Here is a 12,437-nt window from a genome sequence, read left to right on the forward strand (position 1 = left end):
ACGGCGCGCCGGCTACTCTTTAAACGTCAGCGTGGCGTAATAGCCGTTTTCATCGAGCAGTATTTTATTTTTCACTATCCGCACGATGATGGCATTGCTGCCGGCCAGACGGTCGCCAACGCCATAACCGGTTTGCTTGCCGCCATGCTCGACGATGACCAGGCTTTTTTTGGCGTTATCGCTGAACAGCAGACCCGCTATCTTGCCAAGCGCAGCGGCTTCCGGTGCGTTAGCCAGCAGCTCGGCACCGATCGCCCATTCGCCGACTTTATACCCGTGCGCCTTTTCGCCGTCTTTCGCCGCTTGATAGCGGCCAAACCAGTGCGCGTCATTAATTTTTCCGATGTCCTCTTCCTGAGGAAAGACAATATAACGCCCCGGCCCGGGCGCGTTTTCACGGCTCGGCTCAACGGGCGCGCCATCCCCGGCCATCATTCGCCATCCCAGCTGGAGCATGAACGCCAGATTCGTCAGAAAAAAAAGAAGCATAAAAAAGTCTATCAACCGTTTGCTCACGGCACCCCCGGTTATTCAACGGCGCCAACGCTAAGCGGAAATACCGACCACCATCGCGACGGAAAACAGCAGCGTGATGACCAGAGCCACTTTATAATTCACGGCGTCCAGCCACGTTCGCCGGCGTTTATTAACCGATGACGACGGGCATTCCCCCTGCAAATTAGCGGCCGCACGCTCGCAGGCTTGAAAGCTCAACATCACGCCAAATCGGGGAATGGTCTTGATCACCTCACCGGGAATACCGTGGCGGGAGAGCAAAGAGCGGCATTGGAATATCATCTGATAATAGTTATTGTCGCTGATGGTCTCATGGTTGCAAAACCAGACAGCGCGAATAATGTCGTTCTTCTTATAAATACCGCTCAACAGGCACAGCATGAAGCGCCGCTGTAATTCGGTCATTTCAATGAGCACATTCTCTTTTTTAAACAACAGCGTTTTTTCATTGTTGTTTAATATCACCAACTCATTTTCCAACAGAGTCTCGTTCAGGGCAATGTTATGTATGTCCATCTCTCGCCTATCAGTTTAATGAAGTTCAAAGGCTCTCTGTGCCATCACCTTTGCACGCATGCGGCGAGATGCATTCTCAATGAAGGTTAATGGTTCGCCGTTTCAAGAGCGGCCTCAATTAATCATGCGAAAAACATTCATGCAACTTATTTCTTTAAAATAAACAATATAAAATTAATATGGCCGAATCACATCACCTTAGATTCATTAAATCATTTAAAAACATGATGATAGCGGCTTTTATAAAATAGCTAAATCACCATTAAATTTGATTAATGATGAAGAAAATAGGCATTCACGCATGATAACCCATGTTATTAGTTGCGTGCTAAAAAGGCAGGGTTCGAGGATGTAAAGGGTAACAGAAATACACCTTAAGCTCACATACAAAACGAGATAAAAATCAGGATTCGATATTACATAAAAACATCGGCGAGTAGGCATTGCTAAACATCAACGTATTCTTGTCCACGCTGCGAATATGATAAAACGTCGATTCATTGCTGAAAAAGTAAGTATACACCTCTTCCGGCAAGGTATCGCGCGGTGAATAATTCACCTCACCATAGTGGAAACGATAGAAACTGCCTTGCGAGACATAGCTGAAATTAACCCGTCGGTTGACGAAATACTTCTCTTCACCGTCGTTGGCCAGGCCCGACAAGATCATCACGCCCTTATCGCCCGACAAAAAGATGTAGTTTATTTTTAGCGACAGCTGGATGTCATCGTGTGCCGCCTGCGCGTCCAGCGAATTGAAATAATTGAACGTGGCGTTCGCTTCGCAGGAAAAATCACCGAACTCATGATGGCTGCGAACCAGGGAATACACCACGCTGCCAGTCAACACGCACAGGCCGACCAGCGTGGCTGACAAAATATTTAACTTTTTTTCCATGCCCGGATGTACTCGCTCTCACAATTATGCAAAACGGCCGCACTGTCCTTCGTGCATTTGGCGATAAACTGGCGTCCGCTGTCTTCATTGGCATTATGAGAACGGTTAACCTTGGTAATGACAATCTCACCGGGGCGGCAACGCTGGCCATAAAGATCGTTCCTGGCCAAAAGCCGGAAATAATCGTCCTGCCTATGCCCGAAGAAATTGCCGACATAGTAGATCGGGCAACCGTTAATGCTGCCAAGATACGACAGCACCTGCTTTCTTTCGCCGTCGCGGTGGTGCTTGTAATAGATGAAGCACAGCACCAAGAAGGACAAAGGCACGACGATCGATAAGCTGCGCAGCAAAATAAAAAGATAGTGGCTGTTTTTTGGCGGCTCCGTGACGGGAGAAACGGGCGCCTCGGCGGTTTCAGGCGGCTCAGGGAAATCAACCGGCTGCCTATTGATCGGAATAATTCTATTTAGTCTATACCCCTTTTTGGATAGGGTGACAATCAACCGCTCGTTGAAACCAACAGACGCCAATGCACGCCGGGTCAAGCAGATATATTGGTTTAGCGTCGCTGAAGAAGCGCTCAATCCATGATCGGTCCACACCTGCCGCAAGAGCGTTTCACGGCTCACCGCCTCATGGCTGTGTTCGAGCAAGCATTTGAATACCCTTGTATTTACGCTGGATAAGAAAACTTCCCGCCCTTTCGTTATGCTCTTTAATGAACCGTTTTCAGTGTTAAATGTAATATCTTTATCAATGATATAAATCATATTGCTGCCTAATTTCACACCCGTGGACCATTCAGGCTTCTCTCTGTCCTATAACGATCAACTTCAACGCCATTTATCACTACCGGCGCTCGAAATAATAACGGAAAAACGCCGAATTAACCCAAATCAGCTTATATTTCAACCTCAAGATAATTGCCATTTCATTCGATGATGCCGAGAAAATGAAAATACGGTGCGCCAACATTATTAACACATAATATATTATTTAGGTAAAAATCTCATCGGATCACTTGTCTCCGCATGATGAGACGCATCACGACTGCGCTTCTTTCAACGCACATGCCCCCTTCATTCGCCCACCCATAAATATTAGCAATAGTAATCATTAGACACATCACCAAAAACTTAACGCCGACCCCAACAAAAAAAAAAAAATGATAAATAACAACAGATAATATATAAAAAATCTTTCATCAAGCCATAAAATACAAATTTCAATGCGGGTTGATCTGGATCATTCCCCATCAAACAAATAAATAATTATAAACAAACTTCACTATATTCAACTGCCGATAGCGTCTAAAAAACTCAACCTCACCCTAAAGGAAACACGATGACGATTGGCAGCAGCTATAACTACCCCGCACAGCGCGCCGCACAACTGGCGGCCGCGCAAAAACTGCATACCTCCGGCGCCTGGGGCAGCCGTTATCCAAACCCGCCCGATTTGTCGTTCGATTACCGCCGGCTGGTAGAGCAAACCGGCGGCATCGCTCAGGCGACGGCGCCGGACCATAAGATCTGCATCATCGGCGCAGGTATCACCGGCCTGACGGCGGCGCGCGAACTGTATCGCTGCGGCTTCAATAACGTGACCGTCATGGAGGCGGGCGACCGCATCGCCGGCCGCCATTACACCATTACTGACGTCGCAAACCAGGGATTGGCGACCCGCTACGCCCCCTTCGAGATGGCGGCGATGCGCATGCCTTACTTTAATCTGACTGGAGAAGCGCCTGACGATGGCCGTTCGCTACTGGCCTACTACGCCAGTGAATTTGGGCTTTCGATTCAAGATTTCCCCAACCCCGGCACGCGATGGGTCGCTTCAACAGGCATTTATCTGCAAGAAGGCCTGGTGCACGGTGGCGTTGAACCGATCATGCAGGTATGGGTCAACCCTGATGGCGCGACGCCGCCGCCGACCGCTCAACTGCAGGCGGTGTTCGACAAGTGGAAGACGTTTGAAAAACTGATGGTCGACAAAGTCAGTGAAACTTATGGCTCCGACGATTGGGAGGCCATGTGGCAAGCCATTGTCGAGACCTATTCCCGCACGGCCTTCCGCGACTTTGTCAAAGCGCCGGCCATCGAGCATTGGGATCCGGAGAACCCGGGAAACTTCGGTGGGCTGGCGATGAGCGATGAAGAGTCCAACATTTTTTATTCCATCGGCTTTGGCGATGGCAGCTGGGGTGCCTTCTACGATGTTTGCACCCTCTACCCCTTGCGCACGGCGATATTCGGTTTCGGTAGCCAGCTGCAGCTCATCCACGGGCGTTATGATCCGGACGGCGCCTTTAATCCCGGCCCCTTTGCCGAAGAGCAGACGCTGCCGGACGCCTATGGCCGCCGTTTTGAAGGCCCCCGCTACCGTGGGGTGCGCACGTTTGACGACTGCATGCTGTTCCTGCCGCCGCAGGGCAAAGCGCAGTCGTTCTATGAGCACGCCATGCAGCGCCAGGCCGGGTTTGCCACGCAGCAGCGCGTGAAGCGCATCGAAAAACGGGATAACGGCGTGCGCGTGCATTATGCCGTCGGCGGCGCAACGCTGTACGAGGATTTCGACTCGGTGGTGGTTACGGTGCCCTCCTGGATCCTGGAGGTCGATGTGGAACTGCAAGGTTTCTCGCCACAGCAGCTGCCGCAAACCATCACCCGTGCTTACAAAACCGCCCATTGGGAAACCAGCTGTAAGGTTTATGCGCCGTTGGATCCGACATTTTTCACCGATCCCGGCAATAAAATCCCTCAAATTCTGGTGACCGACACCTTCGTTCACGACGTTTACGCCTATCAATACAGCGTCGGCGGTTATGAAACGCCCTGTATTCTTCTCAGTTATACCTGGGAAGACGACGCCACCAAACTGGCGTCTTTCAGCGACGCCGCTCTGGTCGAAAAATGCGTGGCGGAGCTGGACCGCATCCTGTTGCGTTCGCAAAACATCGGCCAACCCATTTCGCCCTACATTCAAACCGAGCACGCGCGCGTCGTGCGTTGGATCACCGAGCCGAACTCGCTCGGCTGCGCCAAGCTTTACCGTGCGGGAACCTATGCCGATGCCATGAGCCTGCTGGCCTACAACCGCGACACCGCAGCGCACTCCGGGCTCTATTTGGCCGGCGAGTCTTTCTCCGTCGATGCCGGCTGGACGGAGCCTTCGCTGCGCGGCGCCATTGATACCATCATCAACCTTTGCAACAACACCGGCGCGCACTTCAACGGCGGATTCAGCATGAACGATTACCCTCGCTACCAAGTGTAATCGCATTACGTCGCGCAAGGCGATCGGCCGGATCGCCTTGCGCTGTCAACTCACCGCGCGGCGGCCAGGAGCTGCCGTGCCGTGTCTATCAGCAACCGATCCCGCCCTTTCGCCGCGATCAGCTGACATCCCACAGGGAGTCCATCCAGCCGCCCGCACGGGATAGTGATCGCCGGCAGCCCCAGCAGATTCCATATGCTGGTAAGGCTGAGCAATGCGTCGCGAACGCCGCAGGCGCGCCCGTCGAGAAACAGCGTCCGCGCATACAGCGCCGGCGCGCAAACGGGCACCGTCGGCATCAGCAGCACATCGCAGCGTTCGAACAGGCGCGCGAAACGGCGCGACAACACCTCACGACGCGCCAGCGCACGCACATATTCCCATCCTCTGACCTCGCGCGAAGCGACGAGCCGCTGCAACACTTCGGGCTGAAAGAGCTCCGGCCGCTCAGCCACGCGCTCGGCGTGCACCTCATAGGCCTCACTCTTTTGTATCTGCCCGAGAATCAGCTGCATCTCACTTGCCCACGGCGCGATCTCGGCAGCCACCGGCAGCCTCCGCCCACAGACTGCACGCAGCCAGGCCTCCGTCATCGTGACGACCCGCGGATCCTGCGGGCCAAAAGCCGCCGACGGCACCCAATGCAGCCGCAGCCCGGCGACGTCGGCCACTGTCGACGGCGCAGCGTCGGGCACTAATGCCGCGTAAACGGCGGCGACGTCGGCGGGAGAGCCGGCGATGATCCCCACGTGATCCAGGCTGCGCGAGAGCGGGAAAACCCCCTCGGTTGAGACGGCGCCATAGCTGGGTTTAAACCCCACCGCGCCGGTCAACGCGGCGGGGATCCGCACCGAACCGCCGGTATCCGTGCCCAACGCGACGGGCACGATGCCGGCGGCCACCGCAGCGGCGCTGCCGCAGCTCGACCCCCCCGTCATTTTCGACCTGTCCCAGGGATTGCGGGTCGCCCCCTGCAAAGCGCAATCGCCGGTCGGGCCATAGGCAAACTCGTGCGTCATCGTCTTGCCGAGTATGATGGCGCCGACCTTTTTTAAGGCCGCAACGCAGCCGGCGTCATGCTCAGGCACAAAGTCCCGAAAATGCGCGGACCCCATGGTCGTCGGCATACCGGCCGTCATGATGTTGTCCTTAATGCCGACGGGCACCCCGTGCAATATGCCCAAATCCTTCCCCGCCGCCAGCAGGCTATCAGCCTCGGCTGCGCTGCGCCGAGCCTGTTCCGCGGCAACATGAGCGAAGGCATTCAGCACAGGATCGATCGCGGCGATGCCGGCCAACGCGTGTTCTGTCAGCTCAACCGCGCTCGTTCGCCGGCTACGCAGCGCCTGCGCCAGTTGTTCCAGGTTTTTTCCCGCAAAATAACCGTCCGTTAATGCAACATTCGCAGTCGTTAGCGACATAGTGAATTCCTACAGATAAAACGATGTGCGCGGCCGTTAATGCCCGCCGCTCCCCGGCAACAGCCCCAACGCCGGCACGATCAGCAGTGTACTGAACGCCATTGACAGCACATTGCCCACATAAGGATGAAAATCCTTGGGCAGACGGCGAGAAAGCGCCGCGGCCAAAGGCGGCCCCAACAGCGCGCCTAGCAAAGCGCCGCCGACGATCGCCGTCGCCGTGCCGCCATAGGCCAACACGGCGGCCGGCGCCACCGACACCACCGGGATGTAGGTGGGGTACCAGCCTTTGGCGATCCACTGGCGCCGCCAGACCACGACGCCAATCGCGGCGGCCAGCGCCTGGGCCGTCAAGATTTCCGCCAAAAGTCCGGAACCGTAAGCGGGCGACAAGGCGTTCAGCGCGGTGGCCAACAGCACCCCCGCAATGAGGCCGGCGCTCGCCCACTCATTGCCAAAGAAGGGCGATTCGGTAAAGTCCGCCAGCATCCTGCGCACGATCCAGCCCGGCCCAAAAACCTGTTCAGGAGGAGCTGCGGCGACGATCGGCGGTGCGTTGTCGTGGGCCGTCAGCCACGGCAGGCGGCGATACAGCATAAACGCCGTCACGCTTCCCAACGCCATGCCGCCCACGTTACCGATCACCCCCGGCAGCGCCAACGGCGCGAAGACAAAGTTGACCAACAACAGCGAAGACGGCGTCACCAACAACGCCCCCAGTACCGCGCCGACAACGGCGATTTTCCATCCCCGGCCATACATCAGCACCGTCGCGGCCGGCAGTGAAACAAAGGCGACAAAGGTCGGTTGCCACTCTTGCCCGGCGCGGATCGTCCACCCCCACAGCAGGTTGCTGAGCACCAACCCCAGCGTCGAACTGAGCAGCAGCCAGGGCCATAGTCCCGTCGCGTAAGAAATGGCGAACCCCTGCCAGCGCTTGCCCCTGCGGCTCGCCCGCCAGGCCAGCGCACCGCCGGCCAACATGCCGAGAGAGGCCAGCTCATGTTTATAAAACGTCGCCTCGCTCATATCCCCCAGCACCCACCTCAGCCAGGCTAGCGGCGCCGGCCACTGCGCCAGCATCGACGCGTAATCGGGCCAATGCGCCGTGCGCCCCACCGCCGCCGCCAACTGCGCGGCGAGCGCCAATGCGGCCACCAGCGCGGCGGCAGCCGCGATATTCAGCGCCGCCGTCCCACATTTTATTCCCCGGGTTGAAACCGACCTGTTCTCCATAAGGGCCGCCTCACCGAGGGAATGCCGGATGAACGCGATAGCCCAGCATCGCGTCGTAAACATCGGTGCGGCGATCGCGATGCAAATCGTTCAGACTGTTCCAGATTGGCGCGCTGCGGGCCGCGCACAGATCGATATCCGCATATAAAATGGTTTCATCTTCCGCCGACGCGATCGCGCCGATAGGCCAACCGTTGGTGCCGGCAATCAGCGAACACCCCAGGAAACGTTCGCCGCGATCGCTCCCCACCCGATTCGCCGCAGCGATAAAGACGTTGTTGACGTGCGCGGCGGTCATCGTCAGGTAAGACGCCATGCAGCGGCCGGCTTCATCAAACAGCGGCGGAGGCGTCCACACCCAGTTATTCACGCTGCAAATGATATCTGCGCCTTGCTGCGCCAACAGGCGGGGCACTTCCGGGAACCAGATGTCCCAGCACACCAGCATGCCGATGCGCCCGATCGGCGTATCGAACACCGGGAAGCCCAGATTGCCCGGCGTAAACCACAGCTTTTCCAGATTCCACAGATGCGCCTTGCGGTAGTGGCCGATGAACCCGTCGGGGCCAACCAGCACGGCGGTATCGTACAGCTGCGCGCCATCGCGCTCCGCCACGCCGGCGACCAGATAAACATCGTGCTTTCTGGCGAAGTCCATCCAAACCTGAACGCTGGGGCCGTTTGGCACCTCTTCGGCATGGTCGAACGCCTCTTGCCGGTGGGTAAACAGGTATCCGGTATTGGCCAGTTCGGGCAGTACAATCAAATTCGCCCCCGCAGCAGCAGCCTGCTGCGCCAGCCCCAACCCGTATCGCAAGTTGCGTTCGCGGTTCTCCGTGCCCACCTGCGGATCGAACTGAACGACGGCGACCCGCACCGGACTGACACTCGATTTGTTATTTTCGTCCATTCTCTTTTCCCCGGTTGTTCTTGTCATCATCATCAACCCAAACGTTTGGGTTGACCAATACGCCTTTACCCAAACGTTTGGGTTTGCTAGGTTTATGATCGTAAGCCAACCAAGTCAATACGAGTTGTTGTTGTTTTGTTAAATAACGTGAGCCGCATCATGGTTAATAAATGAACATGGGCCGCGTTGTGATCGAATTCGTGGCATGATGACGATGCCCGGCGGCATATCGCCCTGCGCTGTTTCCGCCAATTCGCCCAGCCAAGAAGGAAAGCATGGAGAACACCGATAAACCCATTACGCTGAAGGCGCTCGCCGCTCGCCTGGGCATGCATGTTTCCACCATTTCCCGTGTGTTGAACGGCTCGCAAGATGACGCTTCTTTGGCAGCCTCGCCGGAAACCGTACAGCGCATCAGACAGCTCGCCACAGAATTGAACTATCGCCCCAACCCGCACGCCACCAGCCTGAAGACGCAGCGCAGCCAGGTGATTGGCGTTCTGGTGCCTCGCCTTTCCGATTTGGTGCTGGCCACCATTTACGAGGGCATTGACGAGGCGGCGGCCAAAAGCCGCATATCCACCTTTGTCTCCAATACCCACGATCGGCCGGATACGCAGCAAGAGCGCGGAGAAATGGCGCTGGCCAGGCGGGTGGACGGCCTGATTATCGGCGACGCTCACCTCACGTCGGACAATCGCTTTCTGGCGGACATCGCCGCGCGAGGCGTGCCTTTCGTGCTGGTCAGCCGCCGCGCCGGCGAGCATTGCGCCGTCACGTGCGATGACTATCGCGGCGGGGAGCTGGCGGCGCGACACCTGATAGAGCGAGGGCACCGCCACATCGCCGTCGTCTCCGGCGAACCCTTCGCCAGTACCGGTCTGGACAGAACGGCCGGCTTTATCAGCTACTGCCGCCAGGCCGGCATTGACATGCCGGACGCCAACATCATCCCCAGCCATTTCGATACCGCGTCCGGTCACCAGGTCGGCATTCCGCTGCTCTCCGGGCCGCGGCCACCAACCGCTGTTTTCGCCGTCAACGACTTTCTGGCGATCGGTTTGATGGGTGCGGCGCGCGACTGCGGATTGACGCCAGGCCGCGATATCGCCATCGTCGGTTTCAACGATACGCCGCTGGCCGCCCAGTTGCCGATCGCACTGAGCAGCGTGCACTCGCCGATGCGGGATATGGGCTACCGCGCGATGGAATTGCTGTTGAAAAAAATGAAAGGGGAAACGCCGGCGTCGCTGAAGCTCGAGCCACAGCTGGTTATCAGGGAAAGTTCGCGCGGCACGCCAGCCCGGTAATCAGGGCGTACGATGACGGAAAATGGCGGGCCGAAATGGGTGGAGGCCCTGCCAGCTACATCCCGGCACACACGTCACCTGCTGCGGCTGCTTCCTTCCGGACCTGACCGAGTTCACAAGTTAGTGTTGCGGGAGAACCAACAGGGCCCCCATTGACGGCTTCTGTACTCCGAAGCGGTGGGCATTATCGGCGATGCCCTATCAAATAGCAAGCCAACCGGGACCAACCGCTGTTTTCTTACCCACCTGCGCTGTGGCACACTCTCCGCCTGGGTTTTGACTCGCGCAGGAACAGCAACATGCAACCAGAAGACGCCTCTTTCAGCCGGCGGGTATTCCACATCGTGGCCGCCATTCCTTACGGCAAAGTCACCACCTACGGCGAAGTTGCCCGGCTGGCCGGTTCACCGCGCGCCGCGCGTCAGGTCGGCGGCGTGCTGCGGCGTTTGCCGGAAGGCAGCACGCTGCCCTGGCACCGGGTGATCAACCGCCACGGGCAGATATCGCAGCAGGGAGAGGATTTTCAACGGCAGCGGCAGGCATTGCTGGCGGAGGGGATTATTTTCGGCCCGCACAGCACGGTCGATTTCGATCGCTACGGCTGGCGCTGGTAAAACAAAACAGCCTTTGGCCGAAGCGCAAAGGCTGTTGATTTCATCTTGCTGTACCGCAGTAAGATTACTGACCGCAGTAAGATTACTGCATGGCGGTTGGCGCAGCCTGAATCGGCACACCCTGAACCGGAACCAGCAGCAGATCGGCACGGGTGCCGTTGCGGTTGACCACTTCCTGGATGGTGTCGGTAATAAACATCAGTCGCCCTTTGACCGTCACCGCCGCGCTCAGAATGATACGCGCATTCGGTTGGATGTCGGACGGGTTATACGGCAGCGTAAAGCTGAACGGCGCCTGTTGCCCTTCAGTGCGTACCGCGCGCTGTGCAATCACTTTAGACGGCGCATCCGCCAGCGAGGCGTCAGAGAGGGTGACCGTCAGTACGGCGTCCGGCGGCAGCGCAATGCGCTGACGTATATTAACCGAACCTGTCACCGCCGGGCCCTGAATCTGCGTTTGCGCAGCTGCCGGGTTACCGGCCGCCTGTGTAGGCACATAAGCACTCTTTTGCGCGCATCCTGCCAGCGTGATCGTCAGTGCCGCGGCACCGCCTACGATTTGCCAGAGTTTCATGGATCGGTCTCCTTTTTTATTATCAACATGTTGGTGGCTTTCACCGCCGTACCTATTAAACTTAGCACAAAACACTGACAAATCCACTTTGCTCCACCTATTAATCACTTAGCCTGTCCAAAGCGCCCACTATTAAGAGCATTCTCATCGGCCCCATAACGCAAGATGTTGACGCCGCGCCGTGATATTCCGCACACTGCGCAAAATGATTATTAGAAAGGTAACAACTTTATGAGCCAGGCATTGCAAAACCTCCTCGATCTGCTGGATCTGGAGAAAATCGAAGAAGGGCTGTTCCGCGGCCAGAGTGAAGACTTGGGGCTGCGTCAGGTGTTCGGCGGGCAGGTAGTCGGCCAGGCGCTGTACGCCGCCAAGCAGACGGTGCCGGACGAACGCAGCGTGCATTCGTTCCACAGCTACTTCCTGCGCCCGGGCGACAGCAGCAAGCCTATCGTTTACGACGTGGAAACCCTGCGCGACGGCAACAGTTTCAGCGCACGCCGCGTCAGCGCCATCCAGCACGGCAAACCTATCTTCTATATGACCGCCTCCTTCCAGAGCCCGGAGGCAGGTTTTGAGCACCAGAACCTGATGCCGGACGTGCCGCCGCCGGAAGGGCTGCTGTCCGAATCAGAGATCGCCCAAAAGCTGGCGCATATGCTGCCGGAAAAAGTGCGCGAAAAATTTATCGGCCAGAAGCCGATCGAAATGCGCCCGGTGAAATTCCACAACCCGCTGAAAGGCAGCGTGGAAGAACCGCATCGCTACGTCTGGTTCCGCGCCAACGGCAATATGCCGAACGATCAACGCATCCACCAATACCTGCTGGGCTACGCGTCGGACTTTAACTTCCTGCCGACCGCGCTGCAGCCGCACGGCGTCGGCTTCCTCGAGCCGGGCATGCAGGTAGCCACCATTGACCACTCCATGTGGTTCCATCGCCCGTTCCGCATGGATGACTGGCTGCTGTACGCGGTGGAGAGCACCTCCGCTTCCGGCGCACGGGGCTTTGTACGCGGTCAGATCTACACCCGCGACGGCGTCCTGGTCGCCACCACCGTGCAGGAAGGGGTGATTCGCCAGCGCGACGCCTGATCCGCAGCATAAAGAAAGGGGCGATGTTTCCATCGCCCCTTTCGGCTTCATCATTATTTTAGTCT

Annotated in this window: 12 protein-coding genes and 1 other RNA gene; 4 read left to right on the forward strand and 9 right to left on the reverse strand. The window is 57.2% G+C overall.

Annotation, left to right across the window (positions count from 1 at the left end):
* Positions 1-12: 12 nt before the first annotated feature.
* The 4 genes from GF111_RS07700 to GF111_RS07715 form a co-directional block, all read right to left on the reverse strand.
* Positions 13-516, reverse strand: coding sequence for a type II secretion system protein N (locus GF111_RS07700; protein ID WP_047728687.1), 504 nt, complete (start codon positions 514-516; stop codon positions 13-15).
* Positions 517-546: 30 nt separating this feature from the next.
* A complete protein-coding gene (locus GF111_RS07705) occupies positions 547-1,032 on the reverse strand; it encodes a CadC family transcriptional regulator (protein ID WP_055316535.1) in 486 nt (161 codons plus the stop codon).
* 403 nt (positions 1,033-1,435) lie between these two features.
* Positions 1,436-1,930, reverse strand: a complete 495-nt coding sequence (locus GF111_RS07710; RefSeq protein WP_047728690.1) for a FidL-like protein — start codon at positions 1,928-1,930, stop codon at positions 1,436-1,438.
* The gene (locus GF111_RS07715) at positions 1,915-2,703 is read right to left on the reverse strand and encodes a winged helix-turn-helix domain-containing protein (protein ID WP_147191652.1); all 789 of its coding nucleotides are present in this window, start codon (positions 2,701-2,703) and stop codon (positions 1,915-1,917) included. The genes GF111_RS07710 and GF111_RS07715 overlap by 16 nt, the downstream gene beginning before the upstream one ends.
* A 574-nt stretch (positions 2,704-3,277) precedes the next feature.
* Here GF111_RS07715 and GF111_RS07720 point away from each other — a divergent pair.
* Entirely contained in the window at positions 3,278-5,212 is a 1,935-nt protein-coding gene (locus tag GF111_RS07720; protein ID WP_047728694.1) for an NAD(P)/FAD-dependent oxidoreductase, read from the forward strand.
* A 50-nt stretch (positions 5,213-5,262) separates the two neighbouring features.
* On the opposite strand, the gene GF111_RS07725 is transcribed toward GF111_RS07720, so the two are convergent.
* The 3 genes from GF111_RS07725 to GF111_RS07735 are packed head-to-tail and all read right to left on the reverse strand — an operon-like array spanning position 5,263 to position 8,779.
* A complete protein-coding gene (locus tag GF111_RS07725; protein ID WP_055313545.1) occupies positions 5,263-6,633 on the reverse strand; it encodes an amidase in 1,371 nt (456 codons plus the stop codon).
* A 36-nt stretch (positions 6,634-6,669) separates the two neighbouring features.
* Positions 6,670-7,869 (reverse strand): hypothetical protein, encoded by a 1,200-nt coding sequence (locus tag GF111_RS07730; protein WP_197698869.1) that lies wholly within the window; start codon positions 7,867-7,869, stop codon positions 6,670-6,672.
* Between the two features lie 10 nt (positions 7,870-7,879).
* Complete coding sequence (locus GF111_RS07735; RefSeq protein ID WP_047728697.1) at positions 7,880-8,779, reverse strand: nitrilase family protein; 900 nt, start codon at positions 8,777-8,779, stop codon at positions 7,880-7,882.
* A 275-nt stretch (positions 8,780-9,054) separates the two neighbouring features.
* Here GF111_RS07735 and GF111_RS07740 point away from each other — a divergent pair, with 275 nt between their 5' ends.
* Positions 9,055-10,089 carry a LacI family DNA-binding transcriptional regulator gene (locus GF111_RS07740; protein ID WP_147190637.1) on the forward strand — a complete coding sequence of 345 codons (1,035 nt, stop codon included), beginning with the start codon at positions 9,055-9,057 and terminating at the stop codon, positions 10,087-10,089.
* Positions 10,090-10,135: 46 nt separating this feature from the next.
* On the opposite strand, the gene ffs is transcribed toward GF111_RS07740, so the two are convergent.
* Positions 10,136-10,232, reverse strand: an RNA gene (gene ffs, locus GF111_RS07745) — signal recognition particle sRNA small type.
* 156 nt (positions 10,233-10,388) lie between these two features.
* On the opposite strand from ffs, the gene GF111_RS07750 reads away from it, so the two are divergent.
* On the forward strand, positions 10,389-10,703 hold the full coding sequence (locus tag GF111_RS07750; protein ID WP_038876201.1) for an MGMT family protein: 315 nt from the start codon (positions 10,389-10,391) through the stop codon (positions 10,701-10,703).
* Positions 10,704-10,785: 82 nt separating this feature from the next.
* Here the strand turns inward: GF111_RS07750 and GF111_RS07755 are convergent, their stop codons facing one another.
* On the reverse strand, positions 10,786-11,277 hold the full coding sequence (locus GF111_RS07755) for a YbaY family lipoprotein (protein ID WP_038876199.1): 492 nt from the start codon (positions 11,275-11,277) through the stop codon (positions 10,786-10,788).
* A gap of 231 nt (positions 11,278-11,508) precedes the next feature.
* Here GF111_RS07755 and tesB point away from each other — a divergent pair, with 231 nt between their 5' ends.
* Positions 11,509-12,372, forward strand: a complete 864-nt coding sequence (gene tesB, locus GF111_RS07760) for an acyl-CoA thioesterase II (protein ID WP_038876197.1) — start codon at positions 11,509-11,511, stop codon at positions 12,370-12,372.
* The last annotated feature ends 65 nt before the right edge of the window (positions 12,373-12,437 follow it).

The organism is Serratia sp. HRI (assembly GCF_010119335.3).
In the GTDB taxonomy this organism is placed as follows: domain Bacteria; phylum Pseudomonadota; class Gammaproteobacteria; order Enterobacterales; family Enterobacteriaceae; genus Serratia; species Serratia nevei.

Coding starts and splice junctions, on each gene's coding strand:
- GF111_RS07705 (WP_055316535.1), bottom strand. CDS start 1,032: ATGGACATACATAACATTGCCCTGAACGAGACTCTGTTGGAAAATGAG.
- GF111_RS07710 (WP_047728690.1), bottom strand. CDS start 1,930: ATGGAAAAAAAGTTAAATATTTTGTCAGCCACGCTGGTCGGCCTGTGC.
- GF111_RS07715 (WP_147191652.1), bottom strand. CDS start 2,703: ATGATTTATATCATTGATAAAGATATTACATTTAACACTGAAAACGGT.
- GF111_RS07720 (WP_047728694.1), top strand. CDS start 3,278: ATGACGATTGGCAGCAGCTATAACTACCCCGCACAGCGCGCCGCACAA.
- GF111_RS07725 (WP_055313545.1), bottom strand. CDS start 6,633: ATGTCGCTAACGACTGCGAATGTTGCATTAACGGACGGTTATTTTGCG.
- GF111_RS07730 (WP_197698869.1), bottom strand. CDS start 7,869: ATGGAGAACAGGTCGGTTTCAACCCGGGGAATAAAATGTGGGACGGCG.
- GF111_RS07735 (WP_047728697.1), bottom strand. CDS start 8,779: ATGGACGAAAATAACAAATCGAGTGTCAGTCCGGTGCGGGTCGCCGTC.
- GF111_RS07740 (WP_147190637.1), top strand. CDS start 9,055: ATGGAGAACACCGATAAACCCATTACGCTGAAGGCGCTCGCCGCTCGC.
- GF111_RS07750 (WP_038876201.1), top strand. CDS start 10,389: ATGCAACCAGAAGACGCCTCTTTCAGCCGGCGGGTATTCCACATCGTG.
- GF111_RS07755 (WP_038876199.1), bottom strand. CDS start 11,277: ATGAAACTCTGGCAAATCGTAGGCGGTGCCGCGGCACTGACGATCACG.
- tesB (WP_038876197.1), top strand. CDS start 11,509: ATGAGCCAGGCATTGCAAAACCTCCTCGATCTGCTGGATCTGGAGAAA.